The organism is Microbacterium sp. NPDC089987 (genome assembly GCF_044748505.1).
Classification (GTDB): Bacteria; Actinomycetota; Actinomycetes; order Actinomycetales; family Microbacteriaceae; genus Microbacterium.
The window spans coordinates 453,474-473,490 of sequence record NZ_JBIVGE010000002.1 but is presented as its reverse complement, the minus strand read 5'-3'; the positions used below and the strand labels follow the sequence as shown (position 1 = coordinate 473,490).

General features: G+C 69.1%; 19 protein-coding genes. 7 read left to right on the top strand and 12 right to left on the bottom strand.

What is annotated here, in order from left to right; genetic code table 11:
• Positions 1-42 precede the first annotated feature (42 nt).
• The gene (locus ACIPV2_RS09985) at positions 43-792 is read left to right on the top strand and encodes an SDR family oxidoreductase (RefSeq protein WP_400840798.1); all 750 of its coding nucleotides are present in this window, start codon (positions 43-45) and stop codon (positions 790-792) included.
• A gap of 77 nt (positions 793-869) precedes the next feature.
• Here the strand turns inward: ACIPV2_RS09985 and ACIPV2_RS09980 are convergent, their stop codons facing one another.
• The 6 genes from ACIPV2_RS09980 to ACIPV2_RS09955 all read right to left on the bottom strand — a co-directional run bounded on the left by ACIPV2_RS09980 (position 870) and on the right by ACIPV2_RS09955 (position 5,831).
• Entirely contained in the window at positions 870-2,372 is a 1,503-nt protein-coding gene (locus tag ACIPV2_RS09980) for a nucleobase:cation symporter-2 family protein (RefSeq protein ID WP_101187606.1), read from the bottom strand.
• A gap of 150 nt (positions 2,373-2,522) precedes the next feature.
• Entirely contained in the window at positions 2,523-3,416 is an 894-nt protein-coding gene (gene pucL / locus ACIPV2_RS09975; protein ID WP_101187605.1) for a factor-independent urate hydroxylase, read from the bottom strand.
• 9 nt (positions 3,417-3,425) lie between these two features.
• Positions 3,426-3,767, bottom strand: a complete 342-nt coding sequence (uraH, locus tag ACIPV2_RS09970) for a hydroxyisourate hydrolase (RefSeq protein WP_099194946.1) — start codon at positions 3,765-3,767, stop codon at positions 3,426-3,428.
• 11 nt (positions 3,768-3,778) lie between these two features.
• The gene (gene uraD / locus ACIPV2_RS09965; protein ID WP_400840795.1) at positions 3,779-4,267 is read right to left on the bottom strand and encodes a 2-oxo-4-hydroxy-4-carboxy-5-ureidoimidazoline decarboxylase; all 489 of its coding nucleotides are present in this window, start codon (positions 4,265-4,267) and stop codon (positions 3,779-3,781) included.
• Between the two features lie 179 nt (positions 4,268-4,446).
• Positions 4,447-4,914: a thioredoxin-dependent thiol peroxidase gene (gene bcp, locus ACIPV2_RS09960; RefSeq protein WP_400840793.1), complete on the bottom strand. Its 468-nt coding sequence runs from the start codon at positions 4,912-4,914 to the stop codon at positions 4,447-4,449.
• A 59-nt stretch (positions 4,915-4,973) separates the two neighbouring features.
• Positions 4,974-5,831, bottom strand: a complete 858-nt coding sequence (locus tag ACIPV2_RS09955) for an HpcH/HpaI aldolase/citrate lyase family protein (protein WP_400840792.1) — start codon at positions 5,829-5,831, stop codon at positions 4,974-4,976.
• Positions 5,832-6,034: 203 nt separating this feature from the next.
• Here ACIPV2_RS09955 and allB point away from each other — a divergent pair, with 203 nt between their 5' ends.
• Positions 6,035-7,432 carry an allantoinase AllB gene (allB, locus tag ACIPV2_RS09950; RefSeq protein ID WP_400840790.1) on the top strand — a complete coding sequence of 466 codons (1,398 nt, stop codon included), beginning with the start codon at positions 6,035-6,037 and terminating at the stop codon, positions 7,430-7,432.
• Positions 7,433-7,641: 209 nt separating this feature from the next.
• Here the strand turns inward: allB and ACIPV2_RS09945 are convergent, their stop codons facing one another.
• Positions 7,642-8,820 carry a glycosyltransferase gene (locus ACIPV2_RS09945; RefSeq protein WP_400840788.1) on the bottom strand — a complete coding sequence of 393 codons (1,179 nt, stop codon included), beginning with the start codon at positions 8,818-8,820 and terminating at the stop codon, positions 7,642-7,644.
• A gap of 94 nt (positions 8,821-8,914) precedes the next feature.
• Between ACIPV2_RS09945 and ACIPV2_RS09940 the strand changes: the two genes are divergently transcribed.
• Positions 8,915-9,499 carry a hypothetical protein gene (locus ACIPV2_RS09940; RefSeq protein ID WP_400840786.1) on the top strand — a complete coding sequence of 195 codons (585 nt, stop codon included), beginning with the start codon at positions 8,915-8,917 and terminating at the stop codon, positions 9,497-9,499.
• A 12-nt stretch (positions 9,500-9,511) separates the two neighbouring features.
• Here the strand turns inward: ACIPV2_RS09940 and ACIPV2_RS09935 are convergent, their stop codons facing one another.
• A complete protein-coding gene (locus tag ACIPV2_RS09935; protein ID WP_400840784.1) occupies positions 9,512-10,573 on the bottom strand; it encodes a YeiH family protein in 1,062 nt (353 codons plus the stop codon).
• A 76-nt stretch (positions 10,574-10,649) separates the two neighbouring features.
• Between ACIPV2_RS09935 and ACIPV2_RS09930 the strand changes: the two genes are divergently transcribed.
• Together ACIPV2_RS09930 and mgtE are read left to right on the top strand one after the other, a co-directional pair.
• Positions 10,650-11,555 (top strand): LysR family transcriptional regulator, encoded by a 906-nt coding sequence (locus ACIPV2_RS09930; protein ID WP_400840782.1) that lies wholly within the window; start codon positions 10,650-10,652, stop codon positions 11,553-11,555.
• Positions 11,556-11,783: 228 nt separating this feature from the next.
• Complete coding sequence (gene mgtE / locus ACIPV2_RS09925; protein ID WP_400840780.1) at positions 11,784-13,139, top strand: magnesium transporter; 1,356 nt, start codon at positions 11,784-11,786, stop codon at positions 13,137-13,139.
• 8 nt (positions 13,140-13,147) lie between these two features.
• On the opposite strand, the gene ACIPV2_RS09920 is transcribed toward mgtE, so the two are convergent.
• Genes ACIPV2_RS09920 through dnaK form a run of 4 tightly spaced genes read right to left on the bottom strand, consistent with a single transcriptional unit; the run spans position 13,148 to position 17,149 of the window.
• Complete coding sequence (locus ACIPV2_RS09920) at positions 13,148-13,633, bottom strand: heat shock protein transcriptional repressor HspR (RefSeq protein WP_400840778.1); 486 nt, start codon at positions 13,631-13,633, stop codon at positions 13,148-13,150.
• A gap of 2 nt (positions 13,634-13,635) precedes the next feature.
• Positions 13,636-14,622, bottom strand: coding sequence for a DnaJ C-terminal domain-containing protein (locus ACIPV2_RS09915; RefSeq protein WP_400840776.1), 987 nt, complete (start codon positions 14,620-14,622; stop codon positions 13,636-13,638).
• A gap of 7 nt (positions 14,623-14,629) precedes the next feature.
• Positions 14,630-15,265 carry a nucleotide exchange factor GrpE gene (locus ACIPV2_RS09910; protein ID WP_400840774.1) on the bottom strand — a complete coding sequence of 212 codons (636 nt, stop codon included), beginning with the start codon at positions 15,263-15,265 and terminating at the stop codon, positions 14,630-14,632.
• Positions 15,266-15,268: 3 nt separating this feature from the next.
• Positions 15,269-17,149 (bottom strand): molecular chaperone DnaK, encoded by a 1,881-nt coding sequence (dnaK, locus tag ACIPV2_RS09905; protein WP_400840772.1) that lies wholly within the window; start codon positions 17,147-17,149, stop codon positions 15,269-15,271.
• 200 nt (positions 17,150-17,349) lie between these two features.
• On the opposite strand from dnaK, the gene ACIPV2_RS09900 reads away from it, so the two are divergent.
• Both ACIPV2_RS09900 and ACIPV2_RS09895 read left to right on the top strand, forming a co-directional pair.
• Positions 17,350-18,036, top strand: coding sequence for a sirohydrochlorin chelatase (locus tag ACIPV2_RS09900; protein WP_400840770.1), 687 nt, complete (start codon positions 17,350-17,352; stop codon positions 18,034-18,036).
• A 255-nt stretch (positions 18,037-18,291) separates the two neighbouring features.
• Positions 18,292-20,010, top strand: coding sequence for a nitrite/sulfite reductase (locus tag ACIPV2_RS09895; protein ID WP_400840768.1), 1,719 nt, complete (start codon positions 18,292-18,294; stop codon positions 20,008-20,010).
• The last annotated feature ends 7 nt before the right edge of the window (positions 20,011-20,017 follow it).

The window sequence follows — 20,017 nt, the reverse complement described above, 5'->3', positions numbered from 1 at the left end:
GGACCCACTTCAGGCTCAGGGACCCACTTCAGGAGGACAGTGATGACGAGCAAACGCGTCGCGGTGGTCACCGGAGCGGGCTCGGGCATCGGGCGCGCGGTCGCCGTGGCCATGCTCGGGGCGGGTTTTCGGGTGGCTCTCGCAGGGCGGCGGGCGGATGCCCTGCAGCAGACCGCCGCCGGGCATCCGGACGCGCTCGTCGTGCCCGCCGACGTCACCGTGCCCGCGGAGGTCGACGCGCTGTTCGATCGCGTGGTCGCCGAGTGGGGCCGGGTGGATGTGCTGTTCAACAATGCCGGGATCTTCGGCCCCGTGGCATCCGCCGCCGACATCGACCCCGTCGAATGGCAGCGCACGATCGATGTGAACGTGACCGGCGCCCTGCTCTGCGCGGGCGCCGCGATGCGCACGATGATCGCGCAGCGACCGTCCGGCGGCCGCATCATCAACAACGGGTCGATCTCCGCCCAGGTGCCGCGACCGCTCTCGGTCGCGTACGCCGTGAGCAAGCACGCCATCACCGGCCTGACCCGGTCGATCGACCTGGACGGCCGACCCCACGGCATCAGCTGCGGCCAGATCGACATCGGCAACGCCGCGACGCGGATCATGTCCGAGATCGGAGTGGGCACGGGCGCCCTCCAGGCCGACGGCTCCCGTCTGGTCGAGCCGACGTTCGATGTGGCGGATGCGGCGCGGACCGTGCTGTTCATGGCGCAGCTGCCGCCCGAGGCGAACATCTCCTCGCTGACCGTCGCCGCGGCGGGGATGCCGTTCGGCGGTCGCGGCTGAGCGATCTCCGCGCTGCGCTCCCTGTGATCACGCGTCGAGGCCCGCACCCCTCAGGAGCGCGGGCCTCGAGACGGATCTCAGTGCGCTGATCCGCCCGGCTCGTCGTCAACGATCTGCACGACCTTGCCGTCAGCGCCGACGAGCTTGCCGTCGACGTAACGGTCACCCTCCTTGAGCACCCGGATCACGTCGGTGCGGATGATGCGCACCGGGCTCGCCGCGAACACAGACGGGTCGTCGGAGTTGCCCCGCGTGAAGTGGTTGAAGACGAGGTTCAGCAGGATCGCGGCGACCGCGGCGGAGCTGATGCCCGAGTTGAAGATGACCTGGAACCAGCTCGGGAAGTTCGAGTAAATTGCAGGGATCAGCTCGGGCAGGATGCCGATCGAGATCGCGGTGGCGACGATGATCAGGTTCATGTTGTTCTCGTACTTGACCTTCGCCAGCGTGCGGATGCCCGACGCGGTGACCGTGCCGAACAGCACGATGCCGGCGCCGCCGAGCACGGCTGTCGGCATCGCGGCGACCACGCGGCCGAGGAACGGGCAGAGTCCGAGGATGATCAGCACCACACCACCCGCGGCGACCGCGTAGCGGCTCTTGATCTTCGTGACCGCGACGAGTCCGACGTTCTGTGCGAACGCGCTCTGCGTGAACGAGTTGAAGATCGGCGACACGGCGCTGGAGAGCATGTCGGCGCGCAGACCGGCGGCGATGCGCTTGCGGTCGACCTTCGAGCCGACGATCTCGCCGACGGCCAGGATGTCGGCCGTCGTCTCGGTGAGGATCACCAGCACCACGATGAGCATCGACAGGATGGCCGCGAGGTCGAAGGTCGGCGCCCCGAAGGCGAGCGGGGTCGGGAAGGCGAAGAAGTCGCCCTGGAAGACCTTCGAGAAGTCGGCGCGGCCGATCACCGCCGAGAAGATCGTGCCGATGACCAGCGCGAGCAGGATGGACAGGCGCGAGACGAACGCGTTGCCGACCTTGCTGAGCACGATGATGACCAGCAGGGTGAAGCCGGCGATGCCGATGTTGACGGGGTCGGCGAAGGACGCGGCCGTCGGGTCGTTCCCGACGATCCACCGGCCGGCGACCGGCATCAGCGACAGGCCGATCGAGGTGATCACCACGCCGGTGACCACCGGCGGGAAGAACCGCACGATCTGCGCGAAGAAGGGGGCGATCACCAGGCCGATCAGCGAGGCGATGATCACCGCGCCGAAGACGTTGGTGAGGCCGTCCTTGCCGTTGCCGTTCACGATCGCGAGCATCGTGGCGACACCGGCGAACGAGACGCCCTGCACGAGGGGAAGCTGAGATCCGAAGAACGGGAAGCCGATGGTCTGCAGCAGGGTGGCGAGGCCGCCGACGAAGAGACAGGCCGCGATCAGCAGGCCGATCTCGCCGGGGCTGACACCGGCTGCGGAGCCGATGATGAGCGGCGGCGCGATGATGCCGCCGTACATGGTCAGGACGTGCTGGAGCCCGTAGGCGATGGATGGGCCGATGCCGAGGCGCTCGTCCTCAGGACGGTCGGATGGGCGCTTGGCCTTGGTGTTGCTGCGCGCAGCAGTCATGAGAGGACCTCCTTGTCCAGGACCCGCTGTTCGGGGTGGGCGTATGTGAGATGGGGACGACGGACGGGGGCTTCCCCGCCCTGGTGGCACCGGGGCCCGTCGGTGTGACCGACGAGCCCCGGTGTGTGTTCCGTGCCGCCTGGCGCTGGATCAGCAGAAGCCGGCGATGCCGTCCCACGACCAGTGGTCGGTGTCGGCGCCCTCGCGGAGGAAGGACGCCTCGATCAGGCCGTAGGGGCGGTCGGCCGCGTAGAACACCTCGTTGGGGTTCTCGAGGCCGAAGGGCGACAGGTCCACCACGAAGTGGTGGCTGTTCGGGGTGGAGAAGCGGATCTCGTCGATCTCGGGGTGCGCCTCGAGAACGGCCTCCGCCATCTCCTTCAGCGTGTGCTGCAGGGCGTAGGAGTAGTTGCGCGAGAAGCCCGCGAGCAGCAGGCGGCGGACGTCCGCAAAGACCTCGTTGAAGTCGATGTCCGTGCGGTTGTAGCGCCACTTGGCGGTCACCGAGGTCGCGAGGATGCGGTCCTCGGTCTCGGACAGGGTGGTGTACTTGTCCTTCGGGTAGCCGACGAACCCGCTCTGCGTCGACTTCAGCACCTTGAGGTCCTGGAGGCCGGCGATGACGACCGTGTCGTCCTCGTCGATCTGCACCACAGAGGTGCGGGTCTCCGTGCCACCGCGGACGAACGAGTGGTCGTGCTCGCCGTCGTCGCCCTGGATGCGCTGCCAGGTGTACTGCTCGGCTTCCCAGCGACCGCCGGTGATCCAGTCGAACTCGCCGGTGAAGTGGCGGCCCAGACGCAGCAGGAACTCCTCGGGACTGCCCACGCCGTCCTTGGCGAAGGCGTAGACCGTGTTCTTCTGCGTGTCGGTGGGGACGACGTGCTCGTTGTTGCCCTCGAAGTGGGCGCTGTCGAGGTCGCCACGCAGCTGCGAGGTGACGTTCAGGTCCTCGATCTCGTGACGGTCGGTGTCGCGCGTGATGCGGACGACCCTGACCTCTGCCTTGCCGTACTGGTTCTTGCCCAGAATGATGTTGGTCATGATCTCAACTCAGCTTCCTCGGTAAGTGGAATAGGCGAACGGGCTGAGCAGCAGCGGCACGTGGTAGTGCGCCTGCTCAGCGTCGACCTGGAAGGTCAACACCACCTCCGGGAAGAAGGTGTCCGTGTCGATGCCGGCGAAGTAGGCCGCTGTGTCGAACCGGAGACGGTATGCGCCGCTCTCCAGCCGCTCGGGGCCCAGTTCTTTCACCCGCCCGTCAGCATCTGTGGATCCTGAACCGATCCCGACCCACTCGTCGCCCTGACGGGCTTCGAGTGCGACGGCGACGTCGGGCGCGGGGCGTCCGATCGAGGTGTCCAGGATGTGGGTGGTCACGTGGGAAACGCTCATGGTGCGCTCCTTCAGGTCTCGAGGGCTCCGGTCAGACGCAGCGCCGCGATCTCACGCAGCTGCTGGTCGACGACGGCGAGCTCCTGTTCGGGGGTGTTGCCCAGCCGCTGCTGCAGCAGGGCGAGGATCTCCTCGGCGGAGCGCCCGGCAGCGCGCACCAGGTACACGCGGTCGAACTTCTCCTCATAGGTCTTGTTGCCAGCGGCGAGCGCGGCAGCGGCATCCGCGTCGACGCCCGGCTGCTCCTTGCGCGACAGCGCGGCTTCCGCCGTCTCGCCCTGCGGGCGTTCGCCGATGCGCGGGTGGTGCGCCAGCGCGGCGTCCAGCTCGGCCTCGGAGAGCGGAGCGGCGACCGTAGCGGCGGCGGCGGCGACCTGGTCGACGCTCTGGTACGGGCGGCCGTCAACAATCGCGTCGATCCACCGGGGGATGTCCAGAGCCGGCTTCACGACGGCCACGGCTTCTTCACGGGGAGCCGAATTGAACTTCTCGAGTAACATCTTCGATCCTCAAGCAGATGCTGGCATCCGGCGTGAAGGCTATACGGAAACCCCTGACGGAGTCTTCACAAGAAGGCTACTTCCGTATGCCGGAACTGTTATTTCAGCATGTGTAAATATTGTGCGGGCCGCCGGATCCGTTTGTCAACATCCCCGGCGGCCCTTTTCGCATCGTGGAGTCAGGCGCCGAGTTCGGTGCGCAGGCGGGCCACGTGACCCTCTGCGTCAACACCGTACTCCGCACGCTGCACGACGCCGTCGCCGTCGAGCACGAAGGTCGAGCGGATCACGCCGTCGAAGGTACGGTCGCCCACGGTCTTCTCGCCCCATACGCCCCATGCCTTCGCCACGGAGGCGTCGGTGTCGGCGAGCAGGGGGAAGGTGAGACCCTCCGCCTCGGCGAACGCGCGGACCTCATCGATCGAGTCCGGCGAGACGCCGATGACGGCGTAACCGGCGGCATCCAGCGCCGAGAGGCTGTCGCGGAAGTCGCAGGCCTCCGTGGTGCATCCGGGAGTCGCCGCCTTCGGGTAGAAGTACACGACCACGTTGCGACCGCGGTAGTCGGCCAGGGCGACGGTGCGGCCCTCGGCATCGCCGAGGGCGAAGTCGGGTGCGGTGACGCCGGGGGTGAGCTTGTCGGTCATGATGACTCCGTTCTGTTTCGGGATGGATGCCGCGATCGGCGCCGCTGAGGGCAGCGTCGTCAGCGGGCCACGGGCAGCACGTCGAAGGCCTCGGCGAGCTGCATGATCTTGCGGGCGCGCCCCAGGCGGGGCAGATCGCTGCCGTCGCGGACGATGCGGCCGCGGGCATCGAAGTCGGCGAGGAACTCGGACGCCCACTCGACGTCGGTGCGGGTGGGGCTGATGACCTCGTTGACCACGGGCGTCTGCTCGGCCTGGAGGCAGAGCTTTCCGGTCATGCCCATCGACACGGTGATCGCGGACTGCTCGCGCAGGATCGGGTGGCTCGAGCCGACGGTCGGGCCGTCGATCGGGCCCGGCAGGCCGCCGACGCGGCTCGAGATCACCAGGCGGGCGCGCGGGTAGGCCATCGCCTCCCGATCGGCCGACATGCCGGTGTCGCGACGGAAGTCACCGCTGCCGAAGGCGAGGCGGAACACCCCCTTGGCTCGGGCGATCTCGCTGGCGTTCTCGATGCCGACCGCGGACTCGACGAGCGCGACGATGGGAACGCGGGCGCCGAGGCGGTTGAAGGTGTCCATGACCTGCCCGCCGAGCTCGGTCTTCGCGAGCATCACGCCCTGCAGCCCAGGAGCTGCGCGCAGCTCCTCGATGTCGTCAGCCCAGTAGTCGCTGCCCGCATCGTTGATGCGCACCCATCCGCGTCCGCCCTCGCTCAGCCAGCGCACGACATCCGCGCGCGCCGACTCCTTCTTGCTGGCGTCGACGGCATCCTCGATGTCGAGCACCACGGCGTCGGCATGCGAGGCCGCGGCGTCGTCGAAGGTCTCGGGCCGCGTGGCGGCGACGAGCAGCCAGGAGCGGGCGAGTTCGGCGGTGACCTCTCGTCGAGTGGAGGACGGGAGTGGAGCGTTCATCTGAGTTCCGATCAATGAAATCCGGCTTCTGCTATGCGAAAAGCCTAGCGCGGTCTTCCCTGGCCCGCCAGCAGTCGCCGGGCCCGCCCAGCCTATGCCGGACTACACTCGCTCGGTGTTGACAGCGCTTCGCGCGCGTGATGGAATCCCTTAGTGCGAAATGTTGTTCTCGCATGATGAAAGCACTAGGAAGGGCGGTCGAGATGTCGCAGGACGCCGAGCACCAGGAATCAGCACGTGCCTCGCTCGACCCCACGGGCGAGCGCTACGACCTCGTCATCCGCGGCGAGCGCGTGCTCACCAGTTCCGGCATCCGCCCCCGAGAGGTCGGGGTGCGCGGCGGCGTCATCGTCGCCATGCAGCCGCTCGGCAACAACCTCGATGGCGACGAGGTCATCGAGCTCGCCGATGACGAGACCCTCATCCCGGGCCTGGTCGACACCCATGTGCACGTCAACGAGCCGGGGCGCACCGAGTGGGAGGGCTTCGCATCCGCCACCCGCGCCGCTGCGGCCGGCGGCGTGACGACGATCGTCGACATGCCGCTGAACAGCATCCCCCCGACCGTGAGCGTCGACGCGCTCGAGACCAAGCGCTCGGTGGCACGCGGCCAGACCCACGTGGATGTGGGCTTCTGGGGCGGCGCCATCCCCGGGAACACCGCCGACCTGCGCCCCCTCCACGATGCGGGCGTCTTCGGCTTCAAGAGCTTCCTGCTGCACTCCGGCGTCGACGAGTTCCCCCCGCTCGACCCGGAGGAGCTCGAGAAGGACATGCGCGAGCTCGCGACCTTCGACTCGGTGATGATCGTGCACGCCGAGGACTCCAGGGCCATCGACCGCGCCCCGCAGCCCGACGGAGACGATTACGGCAAGTTCCTGGCATCCCGCCCCCGCGGTGCCGAGAACCTCGCGATCGCCGAGGTCATCGAGCGCGCCCGCTGGACGGGCGCTCGCGCACACATCCTGCACCTGTCGTCGTCGGATGCTCTGGCGATGCTGCGCACGGCGAAGCACGACGGCCTCAAGATCACCGTCGAGACGTGCCCGCACTACCTCACGCTGGTCAGCGAGGAGATCCCGCTCGGCGCGACCGCGTTCAAGTGCTGCCCGCCGATCCGCGAGGCCGGCAACCGCGAGCTGCTCTGGCAGGGCCTGGAGGAGGGCACGATCGACTTCATCGTGTCCGACCACTCCCCCTCGACCCTGGATCTTAAGGATCTCGAGAACGGCGACTTCGGCGTGGCCTGGGGCGGCGTCGCGTCGCTGCAGCTCGGCCTGTCGCTGATCTGGACCGAGGCGCGTCAGCGCGGGCTGTCGCTCGAGCAGGTCGTGGCATGGATGAGCGAGCGCCCCGCGCAGTTCGCCGGGCTCACCGGCAAGGGCCGCATCGCGCCTGGCTACGACGCGGACTTCTCGATCTTCGCCGCCGACGACGCCTACGTGGTCGACGTCAAGAAGCTGCACCACAAGAACCCGATCACCCCGTACCAGGGCAAGGCGCTCGCGGGCGTCGTCCGTCGCACCTGGCTGCACGGCGAGGTCATCGACTTCGAGAACCCGCGCGGCCGTCTGCTGCGCCGCGGCATGACCAACGCCTGACGCGGCTCTGCTGCGGCTGCCCGGGCCGCGGGCTGACCGCCTCGTGCCGCGGCACGAGTCTGCGGCACGAGGCCGTGTGGGCGTAGGCGAACGCGCGAGCGTAGGACTGAACTCGCGTCATTCGTCCTACCTTGGCGTGTCCGCCTACCTCCGTGCGGTCAGCAGGCCAGCGCCGCGCACCGCGGAACCGCGAGCGAGCTCGGCAGCCGTCAGGCGGGAAGCGGCTCGTCGCGGTAGAGCGCCTCGAAGGTGTCGAGCGTGCGGTTGATGTCGTGCACGGCGACCCCGTCGAGCGAGGCGCGCTGCATCCGCTCGTACTCCGCCGGCGACGCGGTCAGCACCCGAGTCAGCTTGTCGGCGAGGTCGTCGACGTTGCCGGGCTCGAAGAGGTGTCCGTTCTCGCCGTCGTGCACCAGGTGCGGCAGGGCGACGGCGTTCGCTCCCACGATCGGGAGGGCGGATGCCATGGCCTCCATCGTCACGATCGACTGGAGCTCGGCGATCGAGGCGATCGCGAACACCGAAGAGCGCGAGTACAGCGCGCGCAGCTGCTCGTCGGTCACCCGGCCGTGGAAGGTGACGCGGTCCTCGATGCCCAGCTGGGCGGTCAGAGCCTCGAGCGCCTTGCGCTGATCTCCGCCTCCGGCGATGTCGAAGTGCACGTCGAGCGCGGGGTCGAGCTGCTGCACCGCGCGCAGCACGACATCGACCTGCTTCTCGCCCGTGAGCCGTCCGACGAAGAGGATGCGGTTCGCGTCGCGCGGGGCGATCACCGGATCGTAGTTGCGTCGATCGATGCCGCAGCTGATCGGCACGACGCCGTGGATGTCGACCGTCCGCTCGAGGAAGTCGGCGGCCCGGCGCGTGGGCGTCGTCACCGCGCGCGTCATGTCGAAGGTGCGCTTCGCGTCGGCCCAGGCGAGCTTCAGCACGACGTCGTCGATGAACTTGGGGAAGGTGCTGTGGTCGAGGATGTTCTCGGCCATCACGTGGTTGGTCGCAATCACCGGGATGCCCCGCTGGTGGGCGATGCGGGTGAGCCCGCGCCCGATGATGATGTGCGACTGGATGTGCACGATGTCGGGCTGCACCTGGTCGAGCACCTTGCGCGCCCAGTGCTTCGAGCGCCACGGCCACACGAAGCGCACCCAGTCGTGCGGCAGCCAGCGCAGAGCGGGCAGCCGGTGCATCATCATGGGCTCGCCCTCGATGATCTCGGTGTGCGCGGGTGAGCGGCGGTACGCGGTGTTCGGCGCGACGACGTGCACGTCGTGACCGCGCTGCACGAGGCCGGCGGCGAGGCGCTCGGCGAAGCGCGCTGCTCCATTGATGTCGGGGGCGAACGTGTCGCAGCCGATGAGGATCTTCAGGGGGCGTCCGGAGGTCACGTGAAGTCTGCTGCCTATCTCTAGCTCTGGGCGCCCGTCACTCTACCCGAGCGCACTGTGTCATTCGGGGAGGCGAGCCGCGTACCGTGGGGTCATGCGCCTGATCTCGACTGCCGACCGCGCCCTGTGGATCCCGGTGACCGGGTCGCTGGGATTCAGCGGCCGTCGCCATCGCAAGGCCGCCATCCGGATGCTGCTGGCGCAGGCCGGCACGGGACTCGGGCGCGAGACGCTGCCCGGCGCCCGCCTGGGCAGCTGGCTCGCCAGCCAGGCGATCCCGTTCGCCATGCGCAAGGCGGATGGCCGTGTGCTGGCGTGGACCTGGAAGGCCGAGCCCGAGCTGGTGGTCGCGATGGCGACCGTGCAGCAGCTCACGCCCCAGCTGCGCACCGCGCGCGCCATGATGCCCATGGAGTACGACGACACCGAAGACTTCCGCACGCCGCTCGGTCAGGGCGAGAAGCTGCTGATGCCGGCGCCGGCGAAGCCGGGATCCCCTGCGTCGGCCACCTACACCTGGGACACCGGCACGCACCTCGTCACCCTGACAGCGGTGTGCAGCGACCGAGAGCGCTTCGGCACCCTCGAGGGTGCGCTGGACGATCTCGCTCGCAGCATCCGCATCGCCGGCGACATCACCGGCGGCGAGGGCGACGTCCTGCGCCTGCCGCCGACCTGAACGACACGCGTCTCAGAGGTAGCCGGCGAAGGCCATCGTGCTGAGGGTGGTCGCGGCGACGAGCACCGACAGCATCCCGCCCAGCGCGAGCGGCCGCCAGCCGGCGGTGCGGATCGCCCGCAGATCGGTGGACAGGCCGATGCCGGCCAGCGCGGTCGCCACGAGAGACGCGCTGACCTGCCCCAGCGCACCGGCGACGGCGGGCGGGATGATCCCGGTCGAGTTCACCAGTGCGAGGGCGACGAATCCGACCAGGAACCAGGGCACCAGCCGCAGCACGCGGGCGAGCGAGAAGCCGCTGCGCTCCTGACGACGGCGCGCATCGATGACGGCCAGGCCGATGCTGACGGGGATGATCATCAGCGTGCGCACGAGCTTCACCACGACGGCGAACTCGAGCGCTGCCGTGCCGTAGACCGTGGCTGCGGCCACCACTGAGCTGGTGTCGTTCACGGCGGTTCCGGCGAACAGGCCGAACGTCTCCGGAGGCATCCCGAGCAGGTGGCCGATCAGCGGGAAGGCGCCGATCGCGAGGATGTTGAACAGGAAGATCGTCGAGATGGCGTAGGCGACCTGGGAGCTCTTCGCGCGGATCACCGGCGAGACGGCGGCGATCGCCGACGCACCGCAGATCCCGGTGCCGACCCCGATGAGCGTGACCAGCCCGGCGTCGATCCGCAGCGCTCGTCCGAGCAGCCAGGCGGCGGACAGGCACACGGCCAGCGAGACGAGCATGACCGGCAGCGAGCGAGCCCCGACCCGCAGCACCGAGTCGATCGACAGCCCGGCCCCGAGCAGCACGACGGCGCACTGCAGCACGAAGGAGCTCGCGAGCTTCACGCCAGGCATCAGACGACCCGAGGGCCGGCGCAGCACCGCGAGCAGCACGCCGATCAGCACGGCCGGGATCGCCGCACCGAGCACGGGGACGGCATGGCCGATCACCGTCGCCACCGCCGCGATCGCCATGCAGAGCAGCAGGCCGGGCAGCTTTCCGAGGAGCGATCGCGGGGCCCGACGCCGGCTGTCGGCGGTGTGCGACGGTGGTGCGGATGCCAGTGCTGTTCGTTCCATGCATCCAGTCTTCGGCGGTGGCGACGACGGGAGTAGAGGGCGCATTCTTGTAGGGTTACAACGAGGAGTTGTGACCATGGAGATCGTCGACATCCGGCCTTTACGGGCGCTTGCGCAGGTGGCATCGGACGGCAGCATCTCGCGCGCCGCCCGCACGCTGGGCCTCACTCAGCAGGCCCTCTCGGCACGGCTGCGGGCGTTCGAGCGCGAGATCGACGTCGAGCTGCTGCAGCGCTCACCGCGCGGCACGGTGCTCAGCCCTCAGGGCGACCTCGTCGTGGTGTGGGCACGGGAGGCGCTCGCGGCGACGGACCGGTTCAACGCGGCCGTCGGCTCGCTGCGCCAGCACAGCGCGACCGACCTGGTCGTGGCCGTCAGCCAGACCGTGGCGGCGCACCTGCTGCCCGGCTGGGTGGCGGCTCTTCAGGGCCGGCAGATCGGCCGTGGTCAGCGCCCGTCTTCGGTCGTCTTCGACACGACCAACAGCGACGAGGTGATCCGCAAGGTGCACGACGGCGAGTGCGCACTGGGCTTCATCGAGAGCCCGCACGTGCCGACCGGTCTGGGGTCGCGCGTCGTGCACTGGGATTCGATGGTCGTCGCCGTGGGTCTGCAGCATCCCTGGGCCGGCCGCGACAGCGTCGATTTCGCCGAGGTCGCCGCCACTCCTCTCATCGTCCGCGAGCAGGGCAGCGGCACCCGCGCCGCTCTCGATCAGGTGCTGAGCGCCGCCGGCTACACCGCCGAGCCGCCGGCATCCGTGCTGTCGACCGAAGCCGCGGTGCGCTCGGCGGCGATCGCCGGGATCGCCCCGGCGGTTCTCAGCGAGCTCGCCGTCGCCGACGACACGGCACTCGGGCGTCTGCACGCCCTCGAGCTGGCGCCGGTGCCGCTGCGCCGGCCGATCACCGCCCTCTGGCGGGGCGGCCCTCGAGACCTGCACGGCCTCGCCCGAGAGCTGGTCGAGGTCGCTGCCGGCTGAGCCGGATGCCGGAACAGCCCGTCCTCGTATCCCGGGTACGATCGTCTGGTACGCCCTCCCCGAGCACCAGGAAGCGAGGTGGTTCACCATGTCGAGTGACAGTCATAGTCGCAGACACGTCATCCCCTCCGCTTCCGCACCGCTCGGCTGAGCGGCGGCGTCTGCTGCGACGCACGCCCCGGCGTTCTCTGACACGCGCTCAGTGCGGTGCCTCACTCAAGGCACGCCATGACTCCTCTTCAGCTCCAGTCCGTCTCCGACGCGGCCGACGACATCCGCCGTCTCATCTCCGAGCAGGACCTCCCGGGCGCATCGGCCACGCTGACGCCCCTGTCGGTACCTGAGATCGTCGAACTCGTCGATCGTCTCGGCATCGAGCACGCGGCCATCGTCTATCGGCTGCTCGCGAAGCCGCGGGCGCTCGACGTGTTCGAAGCGCTCTCGCCCGGAACTCGGGGCGACCTGGTGGGCGCGCTGCGGCGCGCCGAGGTGGCCTCGCTGTTCGCGGAGATGGACCCCGACGACCGGGTCTGGCTGCTCGACGAGCTGCCGGCATCCGTCGCTCCGCAGCTGCTGCGCGGACTCACCCGCCAGGAGCGCGATCTGACCTCGGGCATGCTGGGCTATCCGCAGCATTCCGTCGGCAGGCGGATGAGCCCGGAGTTCGTCACCACCCATCCGCAGCTCACGGTGCGCGAGACGTTCGCGCGCATCCGCGCCGCCCTCGACAGCGCCGAGACCGTCTACACCCTGCCGGTGACCGACGCGCGGCGCGTGGTCGGCATCGTGAGCCTGCGGGATCTGATGATGGCGGATGAGGATGCTCTGATCGCCGGCATCATGAGCGACCCGCACGTCGCCGAGGTGACGGAGGACGCGGAGGTCGCCGCGCGACGCACCACGGACTTCAGCCTGCTGGCACTGCCGGTGGTGGACGGCGAGCAGCGGCTCGTCGGCATCCTGACCATCGATGACGCGGCCCGCATCCTCAAGCAGGAGGAGAGCGAGGATGCCGCGCGTCAGGGCGGTGTCGAGCCGCTGCGCCGCTCGTACCTGTCGACCCCGATCCGCCGCCTCGTGCGCTCGCGAGTGGTGTGGCTGCTGGTGCTCGCGGTCGGCGCGACACTGACCGTGCAGGTGCTCGACACGTTCGAGGCGACGCTCTCGCAGATGACCGTGCTGGCGCTGTTCGTCCCGCTGCTGATCGGCACCGGCGGCAACACCGGCAATCAGGCCGCGACGACAGTGACCCGCTCGCTGGCCCTGGGCGAGATCGCGCCGCGGGACGTGCGCAAGGTGCTCTCCCGGGAGATACGGGTGGGGCTCTGCCTCGGGCTGCTGCTGGGCACGCTCGGGTTCGCCATCGCGGGACTCGTCTACGACTGGCACATCGGCGTGGTGATCGGGCTGACCCTCGCCGCCGTCTGCACGGTGGCCGCGTCGATCGGCGGGATCATGCCGCTCGCGGCGCGGGCCATGAAGGTCGACCCGGCGGTCTTCTCGAACCCGTTCATCACGACGTTCGTCGACGCGACCGGCCTGATCATCTACTTCCTGATCGCGAAGGCCGTTCTGGGGATCTGAGCGGCGCTCTATGACTCGGACGCGTCGCCGGCCGGGTCGTCGCCGGCCGGGTCGTCGCCCGCCGTGTCGTCGCCCGCCTCGACGGCGCCACGCGGATGCCAGAGCACGACCTCCGTGGAGCGGCGGATGCGCCGACCGGACGGCAGCGTGACGATGGAGCCGGTCGCCCCAGCGGCGAACACGCGCACACCGGGGCGGTTCTCGCGCTCGGCACGCAGAGCGCCTTCGAGCTCGGTGACGCGGCGCCGCAGCATCCGCACCTCGTCCTCCAGATCGAGCAGACGGGCGATGGCCGGCAGGCTCATCCCGTCGCTCGAGAGCTGGGCGACCTCGCGGAGCTGCTCGATGTCGCGCATCGAGTAGCGGCGCGAGCCGCCGCGGGTGCGGCCGGGCACCACCAGACCGATGCGGTCGTACTGCCGCAGCGTCTGGGGGTGCATCCCGGCCAGCTCCGCGGCGACCGCGATCGCGAAGAGGGGCGAATCGGCATCCATCGTCAGGCCTTCGCCTTGGCCATCATCTCGGCGCGCGGGTTCTCCTTCGGACCGAGCTCGTGGAAGCGCTCCAGCGCTTCCCTGGCGGCGTCGTCGAGGTGCGTGGGAACCGCGATCTGCAGCTCGGCGAGCAGGTCGCCGGTGCCCTTCGCCGTCGTCACGCCGCGGCCCTTGACCCGCAGCACGCGCCCGGAGGGCGTGCCGGGCGCGACGCGCAGCTTGACGGTGTCGCCGGCGAGGGTGGGCACCTCGATCGTCGCGCCGAGGGTCGCCTCGGTGAACGTCACCGGCACCGTGAGGCGCAGGTTCAGTCCGTCGCGTGTGAACACCGGATGCGGGCGCACCTTCACCTGCACGACGATGTCGCCGGCCTCGCCGCCGTCGGGCGACGGGCGCCCGCGGCCGCGCAGACGGATCTTCTGCCCGTCCTTCACGCCCGCGGGCACCTTCACCTTGAACGGCTTGCCGTCGCCGGCCTGCAGGGAGATCGTCTCGCCCTGCACCGCGGTGGCGAAGTCGAGGGTGGTGGTGGCCGTGAGGTCCGCGCCCTTCTGCGGGCCGCCGAAGCCGCGGTACCCGCCGGTGGGCTGGCCGAAGCGACCGGCGCCGAACGAGCCTCCGCCGCCCTGCGAGAACATCGAGAAGATGTCGTCGAAGTCGGCCTGGCTCGCACGCCCGCCCTGCCCGAACCGGCTGAAGACGTCTTCGAAGCCGCCTGCTCCACCGGCACCGGGAGCGGTGAAACGCGCACCCGAGCCCATCGCGCGGATCTCGTCGTACTCACGACGCTGCTCGGCGTCGCTGAGCACGCTGTACGCCTCGCTGATCTCCTTGAACTTCGCCTCGGCCGCGGCATCACCCTGATTGGAGTCGGGGTGGTACTTGCGGGCGAGCTTGCGATAGGTCTTCTTGAGATCGGCGTCCGAGACGTCCTTCGAGACGCCCAGCGTCTTGTAGAAGTCCTTGTCGAACCAGTCCTGGCTAGCCATCGATCACCTACTCCGCGGGGACGGCGACAACGACCTTGGCCGGACGCAGTTCGACATCGCCGAGACGGTAGCCGACCTCGACGACCTCGAGGATCGTGGAGGTGGTGGCACCGGGAGTCGGCTGCTGGAAGATCGCCTCGTGCTGCTGCGGGTCGAACTCGTCGCCCTTCGCGCCGTAGGCGACGACGCCGAGACGTTCCACCACGGCGCGCAGCTTGCCGGCGATCACGGCGAAGGCCGAGCCCTCGACGAGGTCTCCGTGCTGCTGGGCGCGGTCCAGATCGTCGAGCACGGGCAGCAGGCCCTTGGCGGCCTCGCCCTTTGCGCGGTCGATCTCGACGTGGCGCTGCTCCTCGGTGCGGCGACGGTAGTTCGCGTACTCGGCGGTCAGCCGCTTGAGGTCGGTGAGCAGCGCGTTCTCGGCATCCGCCACGGGATCGACGGCGGCGGCATCGGTCGTCTGCTCGGCACCGAGGATGTCGTCGACCGTGAGGTCGTCGTCAGAGCCCTCGGCCGCTGCGGCCTCGGTCGAGTCGGGGCTGTCGGAAGCGCTCTGGTTCTGCGACGCGGGGCCGGATGCCTGAGCATCCGACCCCTCGCCGGGAACCTCGGCGCTGTTGTCGTCGAAGTTCTTGTCCGTCATCTCTTACTTTCCCTGTCCTGAGCCCGTCGAAGGGTCGTCCTCGTCGTCCACGACCTCGGCGTCGACGACGTCCTCCTCGGAGGCGGCGTCAGCCGGGGCTTCGTCACCTGCGGGGGCGCCGGCGGCGGCATCCGCCTGCGACTGGGCGTAGATGGCCTCGCCCAGCTTCGTCTGCGACTCGTTCAGCTTGTCGAACGCCGTCTTCACGGCCTCGTCGTCATCGCCGGCGAGAGCCGTCTTGAGCGCGTCGACGTCGCCCTGCACCGAGGTCTTGACGTCCTCGGGGAGCTTGTCGTCGTTGTCCTTGATGAGCTTGTCGATCGAGTACGCGAGGGTCTCGGCCTGGTTGCGGACCTCGGCCGCCTCGCGGCGCTTCTTGTCCTCAGCCGCGTTCTCCTCGGCCTCGCGCACCATGCGATCGATGTCCTCCTTCGACAGCGACGAGCCGCCGGTGATGGTCATCGACTGCTCCTTGCCGGTGCCCTTGTCCTTCGCGGACACGTGCACGATGCCGTTGGCGTCGATGTCGAAGGTGACCTCGACCTGCGGGATGCCGCGGGGAGCCGGCGCGATGCCGGTGAGCTCGAAGGTGCCGAGCGGCTTGTTGTCGCGGGTGAATTCGCGCTCGCCCTGGAAGACCTGGATCGCGACCGACGGCTGGTTGTCGTCGGCGGTGGTGAAGGTCTCGCTGCGCTTGGTCGGGATCGCGGTGTTGCGGTCGATGAGCTTGGTCATCATGCCGCCCTTGGTCTCGATGCCGAGGCTCAGCGGGGTGACGTCGATGAGCAGCACGTCCTTGCGCTCACCCTTGAGGACACCGGCCTGGAGCGCGGCGCCGACAGCGACGACCTCATCGGGGTTGACGCCCTTGTTCGCGTCCTTGCCGGTCTCGCGCTTGACGAGCTCGGCCACAGCCGGCATGCGGGTCGAACCGCCGACGAGCACGATGTGGTCGATGTCGGCGACCTTGATGTTCGCCTCGCGGATGACGTCCTCGAAGGGCTTCTTGGTGCGGTCGAGGAGGTCCTTGGTGAGGTCCTCGAACTTCGCGCGGGTGAGGCTCTCGCTCAGCGAGACGGGGCCCTGATCGGTCAGCGAGAGGTAGGGCAGGTTGATCGAGGCGCTCGTCGACGACGAGAGCTCCTTCTTTGCCTGCTCGGCGGCCTCCTTGAGGCGCTGCAGGGCGATCTTGTCGCCCGAGACGTCGACGCCGGTGGTCTCCTTGAACTGCTTGATCAGGTAGTCCACGACGCGCTGGTCCCAGTCGTCGCCACCGAGGCGGTTGTCACCGGCGGTGGAGCGCACCTGGATCGTCGAGAAGTCGTCGTCCTTGCCCACCTCGAGCAGCGAGACGTCGAAGGTTCCGCCACCGAGGTCGAAGACGAGGATGAGCTCGTCCTCCTTGCCCTTGTCGAGGCCGTACGCGAGTGCCGCCGCGGTGGGCTCGTTGATGATGCGCAGGACGTTGAGGCCCGCGATCTCACCGGCCTCCTTGGTGGCCTGACGCTCGGCGTCGTTGAAGTACGCGGGAACGGTGATGACGGCGTCGGTGACCGTGTCGCCGAGGTAGGACTCGGCGTCGCGCTTGAGCTTCTGGAGGATGCGCGCGGAGATCTCCTGCGGCGTCCACTTCTTGCCGTCGACGTCGAACGACCAGTCCGTGCCCATGTGGCGCTTGACCGATGCGATGGTGCGGTCGACGTTGGTGACGGCCTGGCGCTTGGCGGTCTCGCCGACGAGCACCTCGCCGTCCTTGGTGTACGCGACCACCGACGGGGTGGTGCGGAAGCCCTCGGCGTTGGCGATGACCTTGGGCTCGCCGCCCTCGAGGACGCTGACGACGGAGTTGGTGGTTCCGAGGTCGATACCGACAGCACGTGCCATGTGTTTCTCCTTTGCATTGGTGAAAGTCTGCGGACGACCAGATGTGAACCTGAGTCGTGATGACTCAAGTGTAAACCCGCCCCCGGATGCTGTCAAACGAAGTTGATATGACTCGACTCAGGTTTGAGTCTTGCGCATCGCATTTCGCTGTTTGACGCCGCTTCCGGCGCATCCCCCTCGCCCGCTCTAGAGTCGCCCGCATGGCCCGACCCGCGCTGCTCGCCGTCTCGCACGGCACGTCCGACGCCGATGGGGCGCGGTCGATCGCCGCTCTCGTGGATCGCGTGGCCGAGCGGATGCCCGATGTCGACGTGCGTGCGGCGTTCGTCGACGTGCAGCAGCCCGACGCGGCGAGCGCGCTCGCTGCGATCGACAGGCCGGTGGTCGTGGTGCCGCTGCTGCTCTCGCAGGGGTTCCATGTGCATCACGATCTGCACGGCATCGCCGTGGACAGACCGGATGTCGTCGTCACCGACCCGCTCGGCCCCGACGCCCTGCTCGCCGAGGTGCTCGCGATGCGGCTCGACGGCATCCCTCATCCCGACGCGCCGGTCGTGCTCGCCGTCGCCGGTTCCCGCGACGAGCGCTCGGTTGCGGATGCCGAGGGCATGGCGGCGCTGCTGCGCGCCCGCACGGGCCGGCGCGTCGACCTCGCGTACCTCGCCGCCCGGCATCCGGATCTGCGGACGGCGCTGAGCGCGGCACCGGATGCCGTCGTCGCGACCTACCTGCTCGGACGGGGCTTCTTCTTCGATCTCGCCGTCCGCCATGCCGGCGCCCACCCCATCACGCCGCCGCTGCTCGACGATCTGCTGCCTGATGGAGGCATCCCGGAGGCCCTCGTCGACCTGGTCGTCGGGCGCTACGCGGCCGCGCATCCGGCCTGACTCATCGGAGGTAGGCGATCCACCCGGCGTAGGACGAGCTCGCTCCATTCCGTCCTACGTCGGGTGATTCGCCTGCGCTCGCGCGGCCCTCTCGCCGGCCACGCACAGATCCGACGATCGCGCCACCCCTCCCGCGTCATGTTTCACGTCACATGACGCCGTGTTTCGCTCCTGGTCTTTCCGTGTCATGGAAGGTTCCCGGCGTGGATGGCAGTCCGTACGTTGATCCCCAGCCATTCATCCGAGGGGGGCTCGATGACCATTCAGCAGCCGACGACGATCCGCGGGGCACGCACCCGCACCAGTCGCACGCCGACCAAACCGCACGGCCAGTGGGCAGTCGACGGGCGCGAACCGCTGAACACCAACGAGGAGATCAAGCTCGCCGACGACGGCCTCAACGTGCGCGAGCGCATCGAGACGATCTACGCGAAGGGCGGGTTCGCGAGCATCGATCCATCTGACTTGCATGGCCGGTTCCGCTGGTGGGGGCTGTACACCCAGCGCAAGCCGGGCATCGACGGCGGCCGCACCGCGCAGCTCGAGCCGCACGAGCTCGAGGACGAGTACTTCATGATGCGCGTGCGCATCGACGGCGGACAGCTCACCAGCGAGCAGCTGCGTGTCATCGGCGAGATCTCGACCGAGTTCGGGCGCGACATCGCCGACATCACCGACCGTCAGAACGTGCAGCTGCACTGGGTGCGCATCGAGGATGTGCCGGAGATCTGGCGACGCCTCGAGGCGGTCGGGCTGAACACCACCGAGGCGTGCGGCGACGTGCCACGCACCTTCCTCGGCTCGGCCGTGGCCGGCATCGCCGAGGACGAGCTCATCGACCCGACACCGCAGCTGCGCGAGATCATCGACCGCTACCTCGGCGACCCGAGCTTCTCGAACCTGCCACGCAAGTACAAGACGGCGATCACCGGCCACCCCAGCCAGGACGTCGTGCACGAGATAAACGACTGCTCGTTCGTCGCCGTCGAGCATCCCGAGCTCGGCATCGGCTACGACCTGTGGGTCGGCGGCGCTCTCGCCGCGGTCCCGCGCCTGGGCGAGCGGCTCGGCGCCTTCGTGCCGCCGGAGCGCGTCGCCGAGGTGTGGCACGGTGTCACCAGCATCTTCCGCGACTACGGCTACCGCCGACTGCGCAACAAGGCCCGCATGAAGTTCCTGCTCGCCGACTGGGGCACCGAGAAGATGCGCGAGGTTCTCGAGACCGAGTACCTCACGTCTCCCCTGCCCGACGGTCCGGCCCCCGCCGCGCCTGTCGGGGCGCCCGATCACGTCGGCGTGCACCGCCAGAAGGACGGCCGCTTCTACATCGGCGCCGCGACCACTGTCGGCCGCCTGTCGGGCACGACTCTGACGCGCCTCGCCGATCTCGCCGAGGCGAACGGATCGCAGCGGCTGCGTCCGACGGTCTTCCAGAAGATCCTCGTTCTCGATGTGCCCGAGGACCGCGTGCCGCACGTCGTCGCCGGTCTCGACGATCTCGGTCTGCCGTCGCGCCCGAGCCTGTTCCGTCGCGGGACGATCGCCTGCACCGGCATCGAGTTCTGCAAGCTCGCGATCGTCGAGACCAAGGCGAACGCCGCGCAGGCGATCGATCAGCTCGAGCAGCGTCTTGCTGAGCTCGAGCCCGAGATCGGCCAGACCATCACGCTGCACGTGAACGGATGCCCGAACTCCTGCGCGCGCATCCAGACGGCCGACATCGGCCTGAAGGGCCAGCTCGTCATGATCGACGGTCAGCAGGTGCCGGGCTACCAGGTGCACCTCGGGGGCGGACTCGCCACCGAGGGGCGCGCTGAGGCCGGCCTCGGGCGCACCGTGCGCGGGCTGAAGGTTCCCGCCGACGGCATCGCCGACTACGCCGAGCGGGTCATCCGCCGTTACCTCGCTGACCGCACCGAGGGCGAGAGGTTCGCCACCTGGGCGCACCGGGCTGAAGACGAGGCGCTGCAGTGACCCGCGC